The sequence below is a fragment of the Microbacterium arabinogalactanolyticum genome (genome assembly GCF_030268005.1).
Lineage (GTDB): Bacteria > Actinomycetota > Actinomycetes > Actinomycetales > Microbacteriaceae > Microbacterium > Microbacterium arabinogalactanolyticum.
On record NZ_BRZC01000004.1, the window covers coordinates 612,160 to 629,836 of the forward strand.

The following is a 17,677-nucleotide window of genomic DNA, read 5'->3' on the forward strand; positions in this document are numbered from 1 at the left end:
CCCCTCACCTTCAACGAAGGCCGGTACCCCGTGGGGCCGGTCTTCTTCGACTTCAGGTGGAGATGCCGCCGTCTTCGGCCCGCAGGGGCAGAGCGTCGAGGGCCGCCGCCACGGCTGCGCGCACGACATCGTCGATCCACGACGGGATCGGGGATGCCTGCGCGATGAACCCGCGGATCAGCCCGTAGGGGATCGCGCGCACCACTGTGTACGCCTGTACGGTCAGGGCAGGGTCATCCGCGCCATAGCGCTCGCGGATCACATCGCGGAAGCGCGCTCCCATCTCGTCGTTGACATGCAGAATCTGCTTCTGCAGCTCCTCGGACCCCACCCCGGCAAGCTGCCCCTGCCCGAACATCTTCATCGCCCGCGCCTCGGTGGGGTGCGCTCGGCAGTACCTCGACTGGTGCAGAGCGGCCTCCAGGAGCGGATCGTCCGCCTCCATGGCCTCGAACAGCGTCGTGTGGAAGCGCTCGATCGCCCGCAGCCACAGGCGTGCCAGCAGCTCGTCGCGCGAAGAGAATCGCAGATACACCGAACCCGCGTGCACCCCGGACGCCCGGCTGATGTCCGCGATCGACGGCCTGATGATCGCGGGATCTGCGAGGAGGTCCCTGGCGGCGTCGAGCACCTGATCATCAGTGAATCGCCGGGGCCGGGCCATCCCGAAAGTCTATGCGCTGACGCCTGGGCAGTGCCGATCGCCGCATGCTCTTGTGCTGTCCGCCTTCTGATGTCAGATTATTGAATATGGATTCAAAAATGCGCCCCTGGGTGGGCATCCTGCTGCTCGTCGTCAGCCTCGGTCATAGCGCCATGATCACCTCGATCTGGATCGCCTCCGGACTGGCGCCGAGCACCGCTCTGTTCTGGTCCGCCGCATTCGGCGTGGCGCTCCTGATGTGCGGCGTCACCGCCGTGGAGCTCGAGCGCGCACGCGGGTTCGTCCCCCTGTCCGTGCTGATCGCGCTGGCCGCGCTGACCCTGTTCGGTCTGGCGATCATGCCGGTGTCCGGCTTCCTTACTCTGATCGCGCCCCTGACCGTGGGGGTCGTCCGATGGATCCGGGGACGCGCATCGACCCGGCGCACCCCGGTGGTCGTGCACGTCGACTGACGGACCCGCCGGCCGGGCTGACGCGAAGGAGGCCGGTCCCCGCGGGGACCGGCCTCCTTGCAGCGCCTGGGGCGCCTACTTCTTCTTCTTGCTCTGCGCGCGGCGCTGCTCGCGGTTCGCCGGAGCCGGCTGCTCCTCGGCATCCACCTGCTGGCCGAACGCACCGCGCTGGGCGGTGGCGGCGCGCTCGGTGGCGGCCTGCTGCACCTGGCCGCGCTCGTTGCGGATCTCGACGTCGCCCGCGTCGTTGGGCGCCGAGTACTCCAGCTTCTGCTCGGGCTGCTGGTCGACCAGACCCTTCGCCTCGACCTCGGTCTGGTCGGCGCCGGCGCGGCGCACCTCGACCTCGAGGTTGTAGAGGTAGCCGACCGACTCCTCCTTGATCTGGCCCATCATGGACTGGAACATCGAGTACCCCTCGCGCTGGTACTCGATCAGCGGGTCGCGCTGCGCCATCGCGCGCAGGCCGATGCCGTCCTTCAGGTAGTCCATCTCGTACAGGTGGTCGCGCCAGCGGCGGTCGAGCACCTGCAGCACCACCCGGCGCTCGAGCTCGCGGGTGGCCGCCTCGCCGAGGGCCTCCTCGCGCTTCTGGTACGCGATCAGGGCATCCGAGAGCAGCTCGCGCTTGAGCCCCTCGGCGGAGATGCCGCCCTTGCGTCCGCCGGCCTCGGCGACGACCTCGTCGATCGTGACGTTCATCGGGTACAGCGTCTTCAGCTCGGTCCAGAGCGCGTCGAAGTCCCAGCTCTCGTTGTGGCCCTCACCGGTGTGATCGTCGACCACGCCGCCGATGGCGTCCTCGATGAAGTGCTTGACCCGGTCGGCGATGTCGTCGCCGTGCAGGATCTGCCGGCGGTCGGCGTAGATCGCCTCACGCTGGCGGTTCAGGACGTCATCGTACTTGAGCACGTTCTTGCGCATCTCGGCGTTGCGGGCCTCGACCTGCGACTGCGCGCTGCGGATGGCGCGGCTGACCAGACCCGACTCGATCGGGACGTCGTCCGGGAAGTTGGTGCGCGCGAGGATCGCCTCGGCCGCCCCCGACTGGAACAGGCGCATGAGGTCGTCGGTCAGGCTCAGGTAGAAGCGGCTCTCGCCGGGGTCGCCCTGTCGGCCCGAGCGACCGCGCAGCTGGTTGTCGATGCGGCGCGATTCGTGACGCTCGGTGCCGAGCACGTACAGGCCACCGGCCTCCGTCACCTTGACCGAGTCCTCGGCGACCTTCTTCTTCATGGCCTCGTAGGTCTCGTCCCACGCGGCCTCGTACTCCTCCGGCGTCTCCTCGGGGTCCAGTCCCTTGGACTTGAGCTCCTGGACGGCGAGGAACTCCGCGTTGCCGCCGAGCATGATGTCGGTGCCTCGGCCGGCCATGTTCGTCGCGACCGTGACGGCGCCGAGCTTTCCGGCGAGGGCGACGATCTCGGCCTCGCGAGCGTGATTCTTGGCGTTGAGCACCTCGTGCTTGACGCCCCTCTTCGCCAGCAGGCGGGAGAGGTACTCGCTCTTCTCGACGCTGACGGTTCCGACCAGCACCGGCTGCCCCGCTGCGTGGCGCTCGGCGATGTCCTCGACGACCTGCGCGAACTTGGCCTGCTCGTTCTTGTAGACGAGGTCCGGCTGGTCCTTGCGGATCATCGGCTTGTTCGTCGGGATCGGGACCACGCCGAGCTTGTACGTGGACATGAACTCGGCCGCCTCGGTCTCGGCGGTACCGGTCATGCCGGCGAGCTTGTCGTACAGGCGGAAGTAGTTCTGCAGCGTGACGGTCGCGAGGGTCTGGTTCTCGGCCTTGACCGGCACATTCTCCTTGGCCTCGATCGCCTGGTGGATGCCCTCGTTGTAACGGCGTCCGACCAGGATGCGGCCGGTGTGCTCGTCGACGATCATCACCTCGTCGTTCATGACGACGTAGTCGGTGTCGCGCTTGAACAGCGAGATCGCCTTGATCGAGTTGTTCAGGAAGGAGATCAGAGGGGTGTTCGCCGACTCGTAGAGGTTGTCGATGCCGAGGTAGTCCTCGACCTTCTCGATGCCGGGCTCGAGCACGCCGACCGTGCGCTTCTTCTCGTCGACCTCGTAGTCCACACCCGGTTCGAGCGTGCGCGCGATCTTCGCGAACTCGGTGAACCAGCGGTTCGCCTCGCCGGAAGAGGGGCCGGAGATGATCAGCGGCGTACGGGCCTCATCGATGAGGATGGAGTCGACCTCGTCGACGATGGCGAAGAAGTGCTCGCGCTGGACGAGGTCTTCCTTGCGCCATGCCATGTTGTCGCGCAGGTAGTCGAAGCCGAACTCGTTGTTCGTGCCGTAGGTGATGTCCGCCGCGTACTGCTGGCGGCGCACGTCGGGAGTCTGACCGGAGATGATCGTGCCGGTTGTCATGCCGAGGGCGCGGTGCACGCGCCCCATCAGCTCGGACTGGTACGACGCCAGGAAGTCGTTGACCGTGATGACGTGCACGCCCTTGCCTGCGATGGCGTTGAGGTAGGACGGGAAGGCCGCGACGAGCGTCTTGCCCTCACCGGTCTTCATCTCGGCGATGTTGCCGTTGTGCAGGGCGGCGCCGCCCATGATCTGCACGTCGTAGGCGCGCATGCCCAGGGTGCGGCGCGCGGCCTCGCGGACGGCGGCGAACGCCTCCGGCAGGAGCTGGTCGAGGGTCTCGCCCTTCTCGTAGCGTGCCCGCAGCTCGGCGGTCTCGCCGCGCAGCTCCTCATCGGTGAGCTTCTCGAAGTCGTCCTCCAGCGCGTTCACGGCCTTGACGGTCTGCTTGAGCCTGCGAAGGATGCGTCCTTCGCCGGCGCGCAGCATCTTCTCGAGAGGATTCGCCACGGATGTCTCCCTTGGATCTCGGGTGCCGGCAAGGGTCGTCGCCGGGCATACCGTGTCATGTTACCGGCCCGTGACATGCATCCGCTGTGCGCTGCGGGGGCGGCCGGCCACGCTGAGCGCGAACAGGACACGCGGATCATGGCTTCGGTGCGGCGTTTCCGGGCATGCATATACTCGGCAATGCAATACCCGGGAGATGATCGGAGACCGCATGTCCGTCCGCCAGAGCCTGCTCGCCATCCTCGATCAGGGTCCGTGCTACGGATACCAGCTGCGCGCCGAGTTCGACCGCCGCACCGGGTCGACCTGGCCGCTCAACGTCGGTCAGATCTACAACACCCTCGAACGGCTGGAGCGCGACGGCCTGGTGCGGAAGGGCGATGTCGACGACCAGGGGCACGTCTACTACTCGATCACGGATGCCGGTCGCGACGAGGTGCGGGACTGGCTGGACTCCCCCGTTCCGCAGCAGGCCGGCACGCGCGACGAGCTGCCGATCAAGCTCGCGCTGGCGGCGACCCTCCCCGGCGTGGACGTCGCGGCCGTGATGCGCCGTCAGCGCGAGACGTCGCTCGAGGCTCTCGAAGGACTGCGTGCGACGCGGCCGCCGAGCGCGAACGGCGGTGAGGACCTGGCCGCGGCTCTCGTCGCCGATGCACTGATCTTCCGCGCTGAGGCAGAGGTGCGGTGGATCGACCATGTGGCGTCGCAGCTGCTGGCCGGCGCGCCCCACACCCGCGAGCTGGCGCTCAGCGCGCAGACCCCTCGGCGAGGGCGGCCACCGCGCGCGGCGCACGCCGCCTAGCGACTCTCGACAGTGCTTCGGCGGGCCGGTGTTCGCCGAAGGCGCATCGGATGCACAGCGCTCGCATCACACGAGGCTCGTAGGATCGGTTCATGGCCGGATTCTGGGGCAGACGTAGACGTGAAGAGGAAGCGCTCGCAGCGCAGGACGCGGATCTCGCGCGCCGCGCGGAGCAGGCGCTGGTGGCCGCGGACGAGCGCATCCGCACCACGTCCGACGAGCTCGCGTTCGCGCAGGCGGAGCTCGGCGACTCCCTGACCGCGGATCTGAAGGCGGCCCTGGATGCCGTGCGCCTGCACCTGCGCGAGGCGTTCCAGCTGCATCAGCTGAACCACGACGAGATCCCGGACACGGTCGAGGAACTGCGCACCCGCAACGCGCGGATCGCGCAGCTGTGCGAGTGGGCGGAGGCTCTGCTCGATGAGAAGACCGGCACGCTGGCCGAGACCGTCGCGAAGGTACGTCGCGCGCCCGAGGTGACGGCGCAGGTCCGCAGGGATGCCGATGCGCTCGCCGCCCGCATCCCGCAGGCCCGAGACACGATCGCACGGCTGTCGTCGCGCTACTCCGAGACGGCCATGCGACGCATCGCGTCCTCGGGCGACGAGGCCGAGCAGCTCATCGCGTTCGCCACCCACGGAGCCGATGTCTCCGAGCGACGCCGGGCCGCCAAGCAGAACGAGGAGGCCAATCTCGCCCTCGAGACCGCCACGGAGGCGGTGCGCCGCGCCGGCGCGATGCTCGACGCGGTCGAGGACTTCGAGATCCAGGCTCTGCGTGCCGAGTCGACGCTCGCGAACGTGGTCGCCGACTCGCGCGGCGACATCGTCGCGGCGCGCAACGCACCGCAGACCCCCGAGGTCGTCGCAGCCGCGGCCGCCCTCGAAGCGGCGCTGGGCGCACTGGCTCCGACCGGCACCCCGAACGACCCGTTCGCCGAGCTCACGCAGCTGCGGGCGGCGAACAGCGCACTGGACGATGCGATCGCCAAGGCGCAGTACCGAATGGAGCATCCGCTCCCCTCCGTCGACCAGGTGCAGCACGCTCTCGACGACGCCGACCGCCAGCTGGGCGTCGCCCGCGGTCTGATCGCCGGCCACCGCGGCTGGATCGGAGCCGACGCACGCACCCGCCTCGCCGAGGCAGAGCGGCTGCGCGTGGACGTGCCGGGCATGATCGCCGCGGAGGACACCCGCGAACAGGCGCTGTCGTCCGCACGTCGGGTCGCGCTTCTGGCATCCGAGGCGCTGCAGCTGGCCCAGCGCGACATCGACTCCTCCCGCCCGCAGCAGCAGCCGTGGGGCGGCGACGGCTGGGGTGGAGGCGGACGCCGCGGAGGTGGCGGCGGCGACATCGTCAGCGGCGTGCTCGGCGGCCTGGTTATCGGCAGCATCCTGGACGGCATCTTCGACTGATCCGCCACCTGACCTGAAGAGGCGCCCTTCCCGATCGGGAAGGGCGCCTCTTCAGGTCAGTCGGTCAGGATGCCAGCGCCTCTGCAGGCGGAGCGGCGGTGGTCAGCGAGATCACACCGTAGTCCCAGCCCTTACGACGGTAGACCACGCTCGGGTGGTCGGTGCGGGCGTCGACGAACAGGAAGAAGTCGTGCCCGACCAGCTCCATGCGGTCGACGGCCTCCTCCACGGTCATCCACTCCGCGTCGAAGTTCTTCGTGCGGATGACGACCGGCGAGTACTCCTCTTCCTGGTCCTCCACGATCGGGACGGCGCCGGTCGCGACGGCGGTGAGCACGTCGACGGACGCGGGCTGCACGTCGATGCCGGCGAGCGATCCGCTGCCCTTCTCGAAATGTGCGCCCCGGGCCTGGTTGCGGCCGTCGATCCTCTTCTCCTTGGCACGCCGGAGCTGCTCCGCGAGCTTGTCCAGCGCCATGTCCAGCGCGGTGAACTTGTCCGCGTCGACAGCCTCCGCCCGGACGACCGGTCCCTTCCCGAGGAGCGTGAGCTCCACGGTCTCATCAGGGACGCGACCGTTGCGATAGGCCCGATGGGTGACCTTGATCTCGAGCCGGAGAGCTCGCGGCGCGAGCGTCTGAATACGCGCCGTCTTCTCCTCGACAACCGTGCGGAACCGGTCGGAGATGCTCACTCCGACGCCGACGATGCTCGTTTCCATCACTGCCTCCTTGTCCCGGTCCTCCCGGCCAAGGGCGGACCGTGGTCGCCTTGTGAACCCCTACGCTAGTCCCCGCGCCCGGACATGTCACTATCCGTTCACCTGGATTTTCCGTGTGTCGTGACGGCCGGGCGTGGCGGCCAGCGCGACCGCGCACAGGGGCCGGAATCCGGCTGCGCGTAGCGCTCGCGCGGCCTCGTCCAGCGTTGCACCCGTCGTGACCACGTCGTCGACGATCACGACCTCGCAACCCGCTCCGGCATTCCCTGCGACCCGCATGCTGCCCGCGACGTTGAGGGCCCGCTCCTCCCGGTTGAGGTCGCGCTGGTCCCGTGTGCGGCGGGCCGGGCGCAGCATCCGCTCTGCTCGGGCGCCGGCGCGCCGGATGAGCAGCTCCGGCACGCGGTAGCCGCGGCGCCGAAACGCGGCGCGGCTGGTCGGCACGGGAACGAGAAGCGCACCCGGCGGCACGTGCGCCGTCAGCGAGACCGACAGCGCACTCCCCAGCGGGCGGGCCAGCGCGGTCGCCCCCTCCTCCTTGACGCGGCGGATGCAGCGCGCCGGCACGCCCTCGTACCTCAGCGCCGCGTGCACGAGGAGACCGCCGGGCGTGCTGAGGTCGAGCGGGTCGGCGATCAGCATCCGCCGGCACTCGTCGCACAGCAGCTCCCCCGTCCGATCGCAGCCCGGGCACGCGGCCGCCAGCAGCAGCGCCAGCATCTCCTCGGCGATCCGTCGCGCGCGTCCGTTCCCCATCCGACGATCATGGCGCCGCCCGCGTCGCGCACGCGCGCCGGTTCACGGCATCCGTGCACAACTCCGCCGAACCCGGTGATGTGCAGGAGGAGCCGCAGTTCAGTACCCGGCGCGGGTCCCCAGCACGCGGATGCCCTCGACGGACACCTGCCACGACGACCCGCGCTGCGCGTACACCGAACCGTCCGAGCCGAGTACGCGCAGCCCTGTCGTCGCCTTGGCGCCGGCGAGCGCCGCCGCGGCGTCCGGCGGCGCGGTCGTGACGGAAGGACCGCCCACCGGGTACATCGTCAACGCCGGATCCGGCGTGCTGGAGAGCACCGCCAGGGTGTCCGAGCCGACCCACCCCAGGCCGAGCGTCGGACCCGCGAGGGTGCTCACAGCGTGCGGCTGTCCCAGCGCGGTGGGCTCGGACGACTTGCCGCGCAGCACGGCCGCGACGACCAGCCGCCGCTGCCCCGCCTGAGTCACCACCGCGGCGACGCGCGCGCCGTCGGCGGCGACGCGCAACTGACTGATGGAGTCGTAGCCGGGCCAGGCATCCGCGATCAGATGCTGGGCCGGGCCCTGAACGCCCCATGCCAGCAGCTCCCCCGGCGCGCCACGCGGGACCGTCCACGTGAACCCGAACGGGTCCAGGGACGGCTCGATCAGGTCGGCGCGCGCGTCGAGCTTCGTGGAGTTGCCGTCCGCCAGGGCCCACACGCTGCCGTCCTGCAGCTGCACGGACGCGAGCGCCGCATCCAGCGACACGTCCACGGCGCGGATCGGTGCGGTGATCTTGGCGATCTGAGCAGTCAGTCCGCCGACGGGCTCGATCGTGTCACCCGACACGGCGCGACCGAACGTCTCGGCGTTCTGCACGAGCACACCGGCCTCCTGGACGTTCTCGTCCAGGGGGACGGTGCCGGCCTCCAGCGGTGCGCCGTCGACGGTGAAGCGCACTTCGGCGACGCCGGCGCCCGACAGGCTCCCCTCCAGTTGCGTGCGCATGCGCGCGAGATCGGACGCCGATGCCGACAGTGCGCTGCGCGAGAGCGCCACCGTCGCCACCTGCGAGGAGTCGACGGTCACGGCGTCGCCCGCGAGCGTGATGTCCTCGGTGAATGCGTTGCGCACGGCGGGCGCCAGCCAGTCGCTGGGCTTGCCGGAGATCAGCGCCCGTGCGACGGACGTCGCCATCGCCGTGCGCCGCGGGAACCAGCGCACGTCGGGGACGAGGTGCGACCAGCTCGTGTCGAAGTACTTCAGCGCGTACTTCTGGTAGACCTGCCCGAACGTCTCGGCGTCCAGCACGATCCCGTCGGCTGCCTTGGCGATCCGCCACTCGCCCTTGACCCGTTTGAGCTGATAGGTGGCCTTGCCCAGCCCGGACTCGGCGTTGTACGCGCCCGAGGCATCGACGTTCGCCACCTGATCGAACTGGGCGTGCACCTCCGCGTTCTTGGCCGACTTGTCATCGGAGTCGAGCGAGGACTGGAACTTCCGCTGCAGCACGGACTCGTCGATCGTCACGAGAGTGCCCGGTTTCCATGTCGGCCGGAAGTCGTCGGTGAGGAATTCCTGCGCGATCCCCCAGTTGTCCGCCGGGGTCATCGACGCCTCCAGGAAGCCCTTCACGATGCCCTCCGGGCTGTCGCCCGGCTTCGGGCCGGACGCGATCGGCGTGTAGATCAGCGTGTCCTCCTCGCCACCGATCGCGAGGCCGGGGTTCGGCGGTCCCGACGTGGGCAGACCCGTGCAGCCCGCGAGCAGCAGGCCGAGGACGGCGACGGCGAGAAGACGGATGCCGCGGATGCGCCTCATGAGCGATCGCCCCCTTCCGGGTCGGGACGGCGCACGACGATCGGCTGCGTGACGCTGCCGAGGTCGGCGAGGGTCTCCGGTGGCTCGAGCGGGATCGGACCCTGGCCGGTGGCCTCGCCGCTGGCACGGGGGATCGTGAGCACGAAGTTGCTACCCACGCCGAGCTCGGACCACACCTGCAGAGTGCCGCCGTGCAGTCTGGCGTCGCCCAGCGCGATCGACAGCCCGAGACCCGTCCCGCCGATGGTGCGCTTGCGCGAGGGGTCGGCGCGCCAGAAGCGGTCGAACACGTGCTCGGCGTCCTCGGGGCGCATGCCCATCCCGAAGTCGCGCACGCCCACGGCGACGGCGTGCTGGTTGCTGTCGACCGTGACCACCACCGGCTGCCCCTCCCCGTGCTCGATCGCGTTGCCGATGAGGTTGCGGAGCACCCGGCGCACCCGGCGCGGGTCCATGTCGACGGGCGAGTATCCGCCGGGGGCCACCATCCGCAGCTCGATTCCGTGCGTCTCCGCCAGCGGCCTCATCTGCTCGACCAGCTCCTCGGCCAGCTGCGCCAGGCTGGTCGCCTCGACCTCGAGCTGCACGGATCCGGCGTCGTAGCGGCTGATCTCCAGCAGGTCCGAGAGCAGCGTCTCGAAGCGCTGCACCTGGGTGTGCAGCAACTCGGCAGTCCGGGCGGTGGTCGGATCGAACTGGTCCTTCTGATCGTTGATCATCTCAGCGGCCAGTCGGATGGTGGTGAGCGGCGTGCGCAGCTCGTGCGAGACGTCGGACACGAACCGCTGCTGCACGAGCGAGAGCTCGGCGAGCTCCTTGATCTGCGCCTCGATGCTGTCGGCCATGGCGTTGAAGGAGTGCCCGAGGCTGGCCAGCTCGTCGGCGCCGTGCACGCGCAGGCGCACGCCGAGGTCTCCCGACGCGAGTCTCGCGCTGGTCTCCGCGGCCTCGATGATCGGCACCGACACGGATCTCAGCACCAGCCAGAGGATGCCGGCGATCAGCGTGACCAGCGCGAGTCCTGCGAGCCACAGGGTGCGCTGCACGAACTGCAGGGTCTCGTCGGTGTCGGCGAGGTCGTAGGCGATGTAGACCTCGTAGCGCGCGACCCCCCGGATCTCGAGGATCTGGCCCACGACGATCCCCGCCGAGTCCGGAGCATCGCTGTGCGCGAGCGCGATGGACTGCCATGCCTGCCGGGCCGGGACGTCCTTCACACGGGTGATCAGCTCGCCGCTGAGCTGCGCGGGGCTGAACTGCTGGCTGTTGAAGCCCGGTGGGATGTAACCCTCGCCGAATGCCTCGGACACCACGCCCACGATGAGCTTCGACGACGCCGCGCGGCCGAGCTCGTTCTGCGCCTGACGCCACAGGCTGGACAGGGTGGCGCGGTCGTCGCCCGCCACACCGGACTCCAGCACTCGCTGCGCCTGCGCCACGGCGGCGCGCGAGTTGTGGAGCGCCTCGTCCTTGCGTGCCTCGAACAGGTCGTTGCGGATGACCAGGCCCATGATGACGCAGGTGACGAGGATCGTCAGCGCCGTGGCCACCAGGGTGATGACAGTGGCGCGGAACCGCATGGAGTGTCGCCATTCGGCGATCACCGCCTCGGGCCAGCTGCGCGGGGACCGCCAGTCCACGGCCTGCACCCGCGTCGCGGTCGTCGCGATCACGAGAACTCCTAGCTGACGCTCCCGGCGCGGTACCCGACGCCGCGCACGGTCATGACGATGCGCGGGTTGTCCGGGTCGAGCTCGACCTTGGCACGCAGCCGCTGCACGTGCACGTTCACCAGGCGCGTGTCGGCCTTGTAGTGGTAGCCCCAGACCTGCTCGAGCAGCATCTCGCGGGAGAAGACCTGCTGCGGCTTGGAGGCCAGCGCGACCAGCAGCTGGAACTCCAGCGGGGTCAGCGCGATCGGCGTGGATCCGCGGCGCACCTCGTGGGCGTCGACGTCGACGGTGAGGTCGCCCACGCGCAGCACCTCGGCGCTCGCCTGCGGAGCGGGACGGAGGCGGGTCCGGATGCGGGCGACGAGCTCCTTCGGGTTGAAGGGCTTGACCATGTAGTCGTCCGCGCCCACCTCGAGCCCTCGGACGACATCGGCGGTGTCGGTGCGCGCGGTGAGCATGATGATCGGCACGCCGGACTCGGCGCGGATGCGGGTGCAGATCTCGATGCCGTCCATGCCGGGGAGCATGAGGTCCAGCAGCACGAGGTCGGGACGCGAAGTGCGCCACTCGTCCACGGCCTGCGCCCCGTCGGCGCAGAACAGCACGTCGAATCCCTCGGTGCGCAGCACGATCCCGATCATCTCGGCGAGCGCCGTGTCATCGTCCACCACGAGGATCCGTGAGGTCATCTTCTGCCCAGCCTCATCTTTCTCTGCGAAGCAGCGCGTCGATTCCCCTGCCGCGCGCGACTCGGATCAGCCTACTTGAGAAACCGGGTCCCGTACCGGAGTGGATCGCGTGCCCACGCAATCCACGCGCCCTGTGCCACGATGGACATGCACATGGAGGGGAGTGCCGATGAGCGGTCAGACCTGGACGCCCGCGCCCAAGAAGGGCGCCATCCCGTTGCATCCGATGACCTTCGGCATGGTGCTCGGCCGGGCCTTCGCGGCCCTGCGGCACAACCCGAAGGTGCTGTTCGGGTTCGCGATCGTGGTCGAGTTCATCGTGACGCTGGCCACCGTGGGCGTGCTGATCCTCATGGTCTGGTTCATCGCTGTGCGCATCCAGTCCGTGCCGCCCTCCTCCCCCGACTACTGGCCGATCCTCATCGGATCCACCGCGCTCGGCGGCCTGGCCGCGATCGTGATGGGTCTGGCATCCGTCGCCTTCACCTCGGTGGTGCAGGGGCTGGTGGCCGCCGACGTCTCGTTCGCGACGGTGTCCCGCAAGGCCTCGCTGCGTCTGCTCTGGTCGCGGGTGAAGCCCGCGTTCTGGAGGCTGTTCTCCTACTCGCTGCTGCAGGGCCTGGCGGCGCTCCTCTGGGTCGCCCTTCTCTTCGGCGTGGTGGGCGGCATCCTCGCGGCCCTCGGCCCCGACAACGGCGGCGCGATCGCACTGGCCGTGATCCTGGGACTGCTGCTGGGGCTCGGCAGCATCCCGCTGTACGTGTGGCTGACCACCAAGCTCCTGGTGGTCCCCGCCGTGCTCGTGCTCGAGCGTGCGACGATCCGGAGCGCCGTGGTGCGCTCCTGGCGGCTCATCCGCGGCCGGTTCTGGTTCGCCTTCGGCGTGATGTTCGTGATCGGCGCGATCATGGGCATCGCGGTGCAGGTCGTGGCGATGCCGGCATCCCTGTTCTCTGGCATCATCGGCGGCATCCTGAGCCCGACCGGCGGCGGCGACGAGACGACCGCGATGATCGCCGTCGTACTCGCGAACGTCATTCCGCAGGTTCTCGTACTCGCGGTCCAGGCGATCGCACTGGTCGTCACGGGGACCGGCGGCACGCTGATCTACATCGACAGCCGGATGCGGTACGAGGGACTGGACCAGGCCCTGATCCGGTACGTCGAGCTGAGCGCGCAGGGCACTCCGGACGACCAGCTCGGCGACCCGTTCGCCGTGGACCCCGAGCGCGCGGTGTCGAAGAATCCCCCGCCCGTGCAGAAGCCGGCCTACGCCGCCTATCCGGGCCAGTACCCGTCCCCCGGTCAGTACCCGTACCCCGCACAGGCGTACCTCGCACAGGGCTATCCGGCACCGCCCGCGTACGGCGCTCAGCCGGCATACGGTCAGCCGGCGTACGGCGCTCAGCCTGCGTATCCGCAGGCCCCGTACGGCGCCCAGCCGGGATACCCGGCGACCGCCGCGTATCCCGGTGGCGCGGGCACCCCCTACACGGCACCCGGCTCCGCACAGGTTCCGTCCACCGCACCCGCATCCCCGTACGCGGCTCCGCCGGCTCCCCCGGCATCCGGGCAGCAGGCCCCGGCGTCCGACCCGCCCGCCCCGCAGCCTCCGCAGGTGATCCCGCCCTCCTCCGCCAGCCCGTGGGCTCCCCCGGGCGGAGACGCATGATCCTGCTCCCCCTCGCCGACATCTTCGTCCCCGACGGGGAGGATGCGCGACGTCAGGCCGCGGAGGAGCTGTCGAAGCAGGAGTACCAGGCCGCCAAGCCGACCTGGTTCGACGAGTTCGTCGCCGGCATCGTGCAGTGGTTCGTGAATCTGTTCACGCAGAACGGCGCAGGCGGCGTCGCGCCGTTCGCCCTGACGCTGATCATCGTCGTCGTGATCGCGGCCCTGGTCGTGGCGCTGCTGGTGTGGGGGCGACCCCGCGCCTCGCGTGCCGTGGCGCGCCGCCGCGACCTGCTCGGCGAGCGAGACGACCGCACGGCCGCCCAGCTGCGCGCCGACGCCGAGCGCCTGGCTCGCGAACAGGACTGGGACGCCGCGATCGTGCTGCGCTACCGCGCGCTGGCTCGCGGCCTGCTGGAGCGCGACCTGATCGACCCCGCGCCGGGTGCCACCGCCCAGGGCATCGCGCGCGAGGCGCGCATCCCGTTCCCCGGCTTCGCCGACCGCCTGCACGACGCGGCCACCGTCTTCGATGCGGTCCGCTATCTGCGCAGTCCTGCCGACGAGGCGGCGTACCGTGCGCTGGCCTCGACCGATGACGACCTGCGCTCCGCCGCACCCGTGCTTGCCTCCCCCGAGGCGGTGCCGGCATGACGCTCGCCCCGACCGCCCCCGCCGAGACCCCGACTGCCGAAGAAGCGCCCACCAGCACCGCGGCACGTCCAGCTCCCGGGCGCACCGGCCGCATCGTCGGCTGGCTGCTGGTGATCGTGCTGCTCGTGGGCATCGCGCTCCTGTCCATGCGATTCATCGTCACGAGTCCCGACCTCGGCGGCACCCTGAACCCGCAGAGCCCCAGCCCGAGCGGGGCGAAGGCCCTGGCCGAGCTGGTGCGCGATCGCGGCGTGGACGTCGAGGTCACCGAGAGCCGCGCCGCCGCGGCATCCGCTCTGCGCCCGGACACCACGCTCGTGCTGACCGATCCGTACACCCTCACCGACAAGGCCGTGAACACCCTGCTGGAACGCGCGGACCGCGTCGTGCTGCTCACCAGCAGCGCCCGGATGCTGCGCCTGCTCGACCTCGGAGAGGACGCGCCTCTGGAGGCAGGCTCGATCGACGCGCAGTGCGACCTGCCGGAGTTCGCGCATGTGGGCGACATCCGGGCCGAGCGGATGTTCACCCCCTCCGCGGGTGCCGACGGCTGCTTCCGCACCGAGTCCGGCGCGGCCGCCGTCCTGCGCAGCGCCGAAGGGGGCCGCACGGTCACGCTGGTCGAGGGCGCGCGGCTGTTCTCGAACGACGCGCTGGCCGAGGACGGCAACGCCGCGCTCGGGCTCGCCCTGCTCGCGCAGACCGAACGGGTCGTCTGGTATCAGCCGTCGCTCTCCGACAGCGACATCTCCTCCGGCCAGAAGAGCCTCGGCAGCCTCACCCCCGAGTGGGTCACGCCCGCCATCCTGATGCTGCTCGTCGCAGGTCTCGCCGCCATCTGGTGGCGGGGTCGCCGCTTCGGACCGCTCGTGGCGGAGTCCCTGCCGGTGACCGTGCGCGCGTCCGAGACCATGCAGGGTCGTGCGCGACTCACGGCGAAGGCCGCGGATGCCGCGCATGCCGGCGACTCGATCCGCACCGGCACGGTCATCCGCCTGTCGGCGCGGCTGGCGCTGGGGCCGCGCGCCTCGATCGAGGAGGTCGCGGATGCCGCATCCGATCGCCTCGGTGTACCGCGCACCTCGCTGTACGACCTGCTCGGCGGCCCGGCGCCGCAGAACGACCACGAGCTCATCGACCTCGCCCGCCGTCTCGCAGAGCTCGAGGCGGCGGTCGAGAACACCGTCCACATCGAAAGGAACCGCCCGTGAGCGACGAGCAGATCCCCCACACCCCGGCCCCCGATGTCCGCGCCGGTGCGATCCCGGCGGACGACGACGCCCTGCGCCAGGCCATGCACCGGGTGCGCGCCGAGGTCGACAAGGCCGTGATCGGCCAGGCAGGCACCGTCACGGGTCTGCTGGTCGCGCTGCTCGCCCGCGGCCATGTGCTGCTGGAAGGTGTGCCCGGTGTCGCCAAGACGCTCGTGGTGCGCAGCTTCGCCCGCGCGGTGGGCCTGGACACCAAGCGCGTGCAGTTCACTCCGGATCTCATGCCGGGCGACGTGACGGGCTCGCTGGTGTACGACGCGCGCACCGGCGAGTTCGAGTTCCGCGAGGGGCCGGTGTTCACGAACATCCTGCTGGCCGACGAGATCAACCGCACGCCGCCCAAGACCCAGGCCGCGCTCCTGGAGGCCATGGAGGAGCGTCAGGTGTCGGCCGACGGCATCAGCCGCACGCTGCCGGACCCGTTCCTCGTCGCGGCCACGCAGAACCCGGTCGAGCACGAGGGCACCTACACGCTGCCCGAGGCGCAGCTGGACCGGTTCCTGATGAAGCTCGTCGTCGGCATGCCCGAGCGCGACGCCGAGGTCTCGGTGCTGCGCCTGCACGCCGACGGCTTCTCGCCGCGTCTGCTCACCGGCGTGCAGCCGGCCGTGAGCGGCGACGAGATCCGCGCGGCGCAGGATGCCGCGGCTCGCGTGCGGGTGACGGATGATGTGCTCGGCTACGTGGTGGATCTGGCGCGCGCGACGCGGCTGTCGCCCTCGGTCGAGCTGGGTGCGAGCCCGCGTGCATCGACCGCGCTGCTCGCCGCCGCGAAGGCGTGGGCATGGCTGAACGCCTCCACGGCGGTCACCCCCGATCACGTGCAGACCATGCTGATGCCGGTCTGGCGCCACCGCCTGCAGTTGCGTCCGGATGCGCAGATGGAGGGCGTGTCGGCGGATGCCGTGCTGCAGTCCGTCGTGCAGCAGACGCGGGTACCGATCTGACATGTTCGTGACCGCACTGCTGGCGCCGCTGGTCGCGCTGGGGATCGTGCCGATCGTGCTGCTGAGCGCGCTCGGCTATCCGGCGTGGGCGGTGTTCGGCGCGTGGCTGCTGCTGTGCGCGCTTCTGGTCGCGCTGGACGTCGCGCTCGCGGCGAGTCCGCGGGCGGTCGTGATCACGCGTCAGGTGCCGTCGCGGGCGCGCCTCGGCGAACCCGTCGTGGTGAGCATCGCCGTGCAGAACACCGGCACGCGGACGCTGCGCGGCTGGCTGCGGGACGCCTGGCAGCCCACGGCCGGCGCGCCGCTGGAGCGCGAGCGGATCAGCATCCCGCCGGGTGAACGGCGTCGCCTGCAGATCCCGCTGCTCCCCCGTCGGCGCGGCGAACTCGTGAGCGACTTCGCGACGATCCGCTCGCGCGGGCCGCTGGGTCTGGCGGGCCGGCAGGCCGGGCACGACGTGCGCGGCGCACTGCGCGTGCTGCCCGCCTTCACCTCGCGCAAGCACCTCCCCTCGCGTCTCGCACGGCTGCGGGAGCTGGACGGGAACACCTCGATCCAGGTGCGCGGCCAGGGCACCGAGTTCGACTCGCTGCGCGAGTACGTGCGCGGCGACGACATCAGGTCGATCGACTGGCGGGCGACCGCGCGGGCCGGCACAACCATGCTGCGCACCTGGCGTCCGGAGCGCGACAGGCATGTCGTGATCCTGATCGACACCGGCCGCACCGCTGCGGCGCGCGTCGGCGACAGCACCCGCCTCGACGCCTCGCTCGAGGCCGCCCTGCTGCTGGCCGCTCTGGCCTCGCGGGCGGGCGACCACGTGCACCTGCTGATGTACGACCGCGCCGCGCGAGCCCGCGTCACGGGCGTCGACGGCGCGGGGCTCCTGCCCGCACTCACGGACGCCATGGCCCCGGTGCACGCGCGGCTGGTCGACACGGACTGGGCGGGCGCATTCGCGTCCGTCCGCACCATGACGACCCGCCCGTCGCTGATCGTCGTGCTGACCGCGCAGGATGCCGCGGAGTCCGCCCGCGGGTTCCTCGGTGCCTTCCCCGATGCCTCGCGCGCCACCACGCTGCTGGTCGGCTCCGCCACCGATGACTCGATCATGCAGGTCGCGAGGCGTCGCGACTCGCGCATCGACGTCTACCTCGCGGCGGCAGCCGAGCAGACCATGCGCGACGCGCAGGTGGTGGCCGACGCCGTGCGCCGTGCGGGCGGCGAAGCCATCGCCGCCGACCCGGAGGCGCTCCCCCCGCGCATCGCCGACCGCTACCTCGAGCTCAAGGCCGCGGGCCGCCTGTAGCCGGCATCC

15 protein-coding genes are annotated in these 17,677 nt (G+C 70.6%); 8 read left to right on the plus strand and 7 right to left on the minus strand.

The window, feature by feature from the left end; genetic code table 11:
- Positions 1-52 precede the first annotated feature (52 nt).
- The gene (locus tag MIAR_RS07425) at positions 53-664 is read right to left on the minus strand and encodes a TetR/AcrR family transcriptional regulator (protein WP_285633573.1); all 612 of its coding nucleotides are present in this window, start codon (positions 662-664) and stop codon (positions 53-55) included.
- A gap of 98 nt (positions 665-762) precedes the next feature.
- Between MIAR_RS07425 and MIAR_RS07430 the strand changes: the two genes are divergently transcribed.
- Positions 763-1,116 (plus strand): DUF6463 family protein, encoded by a 354-nt coding sequence (locus MIAR_RS07430; protein WP_285633575.1) that lies wholly within the window; start codon positions 763-765, stop codon positions 1,114-1,116.
- A gap of 75 nt (positions 1,117-1,191) precedes the next feature.
- Here the strand turns inward: MIAR_RS07430 and secA are convergent, their stop codons facing one another.
- Positions 1,192-3,951, minus strand: a complete 2,760-nt coding sequence (gene secA, locus MIAR_RS07435; RefSeq protein WP_285633578.1) for a preprotein translocase subunit SecA — start codon at positions 3,949-3,951, stop codon at positions 1,192-1,194.
- A 211-nt stretch (positions 3,952-4,162) separates the two neighbouring features.
- Between secA and MIAR_RS07440 the strand changes: the two genes are divergently transcribed.
- Positions 4,163-4,756 carry a PadR family transcriptional regulator gene (locus tag MIAR_RS07440; RefSeq protein ID WP_285633581.1) on the plus strand — a complete coding sequence of 198 codons (594 nt, stop codon included), beginning with the start codon at positions 4,163-4,165 and terminating at the stop codon, positions 4,754-4,756.
- Between the two features lie 92 nt (positions 4,757-4,848).
- Positions 4,849-6,171 carry a coiled-coil domain-containing protein gene (locus tag MIAR_RS07445; RefSeq protein WP_285633584.1) on the plus strand — a complete coding sequence of 441 codons (1,323 nt, stop codon included), beginning with the start codon at positions 4,849-4,851 and terminating at the stop codon, positions 6,169-6,171.
- Between the two features lie 64 nt (positions 6,172-6,235).
- Here the strand turns inward: MIAR_RS07445 and hpf are convergent, their stop codons facing one another.
- The 5 genes from hpf to mtrA form a co-directional block, all read right to left on the minus strand.
- Positions 6,236-6,892 (minus strand): ribosome hibernation-promoting factor, HPF/YfiA family, encoded by a 657-nt coding sequence (hpf, locus tag MIAR_RS07450; RefSeq protein ID WP_285633588.1) that lies wholly within the window; start codon positions 6,890-6,892, stop codon positions 6,236-6,238.
- Between the two features lie 90 nt (positions 6,893-6,982).
- Positions 6,983-7,648, minus strand: coding sequence for a ComF family protein (locus MIAR_RS07455; RefSeq protein WP_285633591.1), 666 nt, complete (start codon positions 7,646-7,648; stop codon positions 6,983-6,985).
- 99 nt (positions 7,649-7,747) lie between these two features.
- On the minus strand, positions 7,748-9,454 hold the full coding sequence (locus MIAR_RS07460) for an LpqB family beta-propeller domain-containing protein (protein ID WP_285633594.1): 1,707 nt from the start codon (positions 9,452-9,454) through the stop codon (positions 7,748-7,750).
- Positions 9,451-11,127 (minus strand): MtrAB system histidine kinase MtrB, encoded by a 1,677-nt coding sequence (mtrB, locus tag MIAR_RS07465; protein WP_425561561.1) that lies wholly within the window; start codon positions 11,125-11,127, stop codon positions 9,451-9,453. Before mtrB ends, MIAR_RS07460 begins: the two co-directional genes overlap by 4 nt.
- An 8-nt stretch (positions 11,128-11,135) precedes the next feature.
- Entirely contained in the window at positions 11,136-11,816 is a 681-nt protein-coding gene (gene mtrA, locus MIAR_RS07470; protein ID WP_285633597.1) for an MtrAB system response regulator MtrA, read from the minus strand.
- Positions 11,817-11,985: 169 nt separating this feature from the next.
- Between mtrA and MIAR_RS07475 the strand changes: the two genes are divergently transcribed.
- From MIAR_RS07475 to MIAR_RS07495, 5 genes are all read left to right on the plus strand, one after another.
- Complete coding sequence (locus MIAR_RS07475; protein ID WP_285633599.1) at positions 11,986-13,488, plus strand: hypothetical protein; 1,503 nt, start codon at positions 11,986-11,988, stop codon at positions 13,486-13,488.
- A complete protein-coding gene (locus tag MIAR_RS07480) occupies positions 13,485-14,141 on the plus strand; it encodes a DUF4129 domain-containing protein (protein ID WP_285633601.1) in 657 nt (218 codons plus the stop codon). The genes MIAR_RS07475 and MIAR_RS07480 overlap by 4 nt, the downstream gene beginning before the upstream one ends.
- A complete protein-coding gene (locus tag MIAR_RS07485) occupies positions 14,138-15,352 on the plus strand; it encodes a DUF4350 domain-containing protein (protein WP_285633604.1) in 1,215 nt (404 codons plus the stop codon). The genes MIAR_RS07480 and MIAR_RS07485 overlap by 4 nt, the downstream gene beginning before the upstream one ends.
- Positions 15,353-15,435: 83 nt before the next feature.
- On the plus strand, positions 15,436-16,359 hold the full coding sequence (locus MIAR_RS07490) for an AAA family ATPase (RefSeq protein ID WP_285635680.1): 924 nt from the start codon (positions 15,436-15,438) through the stop codon (positions 16,357-16,359).
- Position 16,360: 1 nt separating this feature from the next.
- A complete protein-coding gene (locus tag MIAR_RS07495) occupies positions 16,361-17,668 on the plus strand; it encodes a DUF58 domain-containing protein (protein ID WP_285633608.1) in 1,308 nt (435 codons plus the stop codon).
- Positions 17,669-17,677 lie beyond the last annotated feature (9 nt).

Coding starts and splice junctions, on each gene's coding strand:
- MIAR_RS07425 (WP_285633573.1), bottom strand. CDS start 664: ATGGCCCGGCCCCGGCGATTCACTGATGATCAGGTGCTCGACGCCGCC.
- MIAR_RS07430 (WP_285633575.1), top strand. CDS start 763: ATGCGCCCCTGGGTGGGCATCCTGCTGCTCGTCGTCAGCCTCGGTCAT.
- MIAR_RS07440 (WP_285633581.1), top strand. CDS start 4,163: ATGTCCGTCCGCCAGAGCCTGCTCGCCATCCTCGATCAGGGTCCGTGC.
- MIAR_RS07445 (WP_285633584.1), top strand. CDS start 4,849: ATGGCCGGATTCTGGGGCAGACGTAGACGTGAAGAGGAAGCGCTCGCA.
- hpf (WP_285633588.1), bottom strand. CDS start 6,892: ATGGAAACGAGCATCGTCGGCGTCGGAGTGAGCATCTCCGACCGGTTC.
- MIAR_RS07455 (WP_285633591.1), bottom strand. CDS start 7,648: ATGGGGAACGGACGCGCGCGACGGATCGCCGAGGAGATGCTGGCGCTG.
- MIAR_RS07460 (WP_285633594.1), bottom strand. CDS start 9,454: ATGAGGCGCATCCGCGGCATCCGTCTTCTCGCCGTCGCCGTCCTCGGC.
- mtrA (WP_285633597.1), bottom strand. CDS start 11,816: ATGACCTCACGGATCCTCGTGGTGGACGATGACACGGCGCTCGCCGAG.
- MIAR_RS07475 (WP_285633599.1), top strand. CDS start 11,986: ATGAGCGGTCAGACCTGGACGCCCGCGCCCAAGAAGGGCGCCATCCCG.
- MIAR_RS07480 (WP_285633601.1), top strand. CDS start 13,485: ATGATCCTGCTCCCCCTCGCCGACATCTTCGTCCCCGACGGGGAGGAT.
- MIAR_RS07485 (WP_285633604.1), top strand. CDS start 14,138: ATGACGCTCGCCCCGACCGCCCCCGCCGAGACCCCGACTGCCGAAGAA.
- MIAR_RS07490 (WP_285635680.1), top strand. CDS start 15,436: ATGCACCGGGTGCGCGCCGAGGTCGACAAGGCCGTGATCGGCCAGGCA.
- MIAR_RS07495 (WP_285633608.1), top strand. CDS start 16,361: ATGTTCGTGACCGCACTGCTGGCGCCGCTGGTCGCGCTGGGGATCGTG.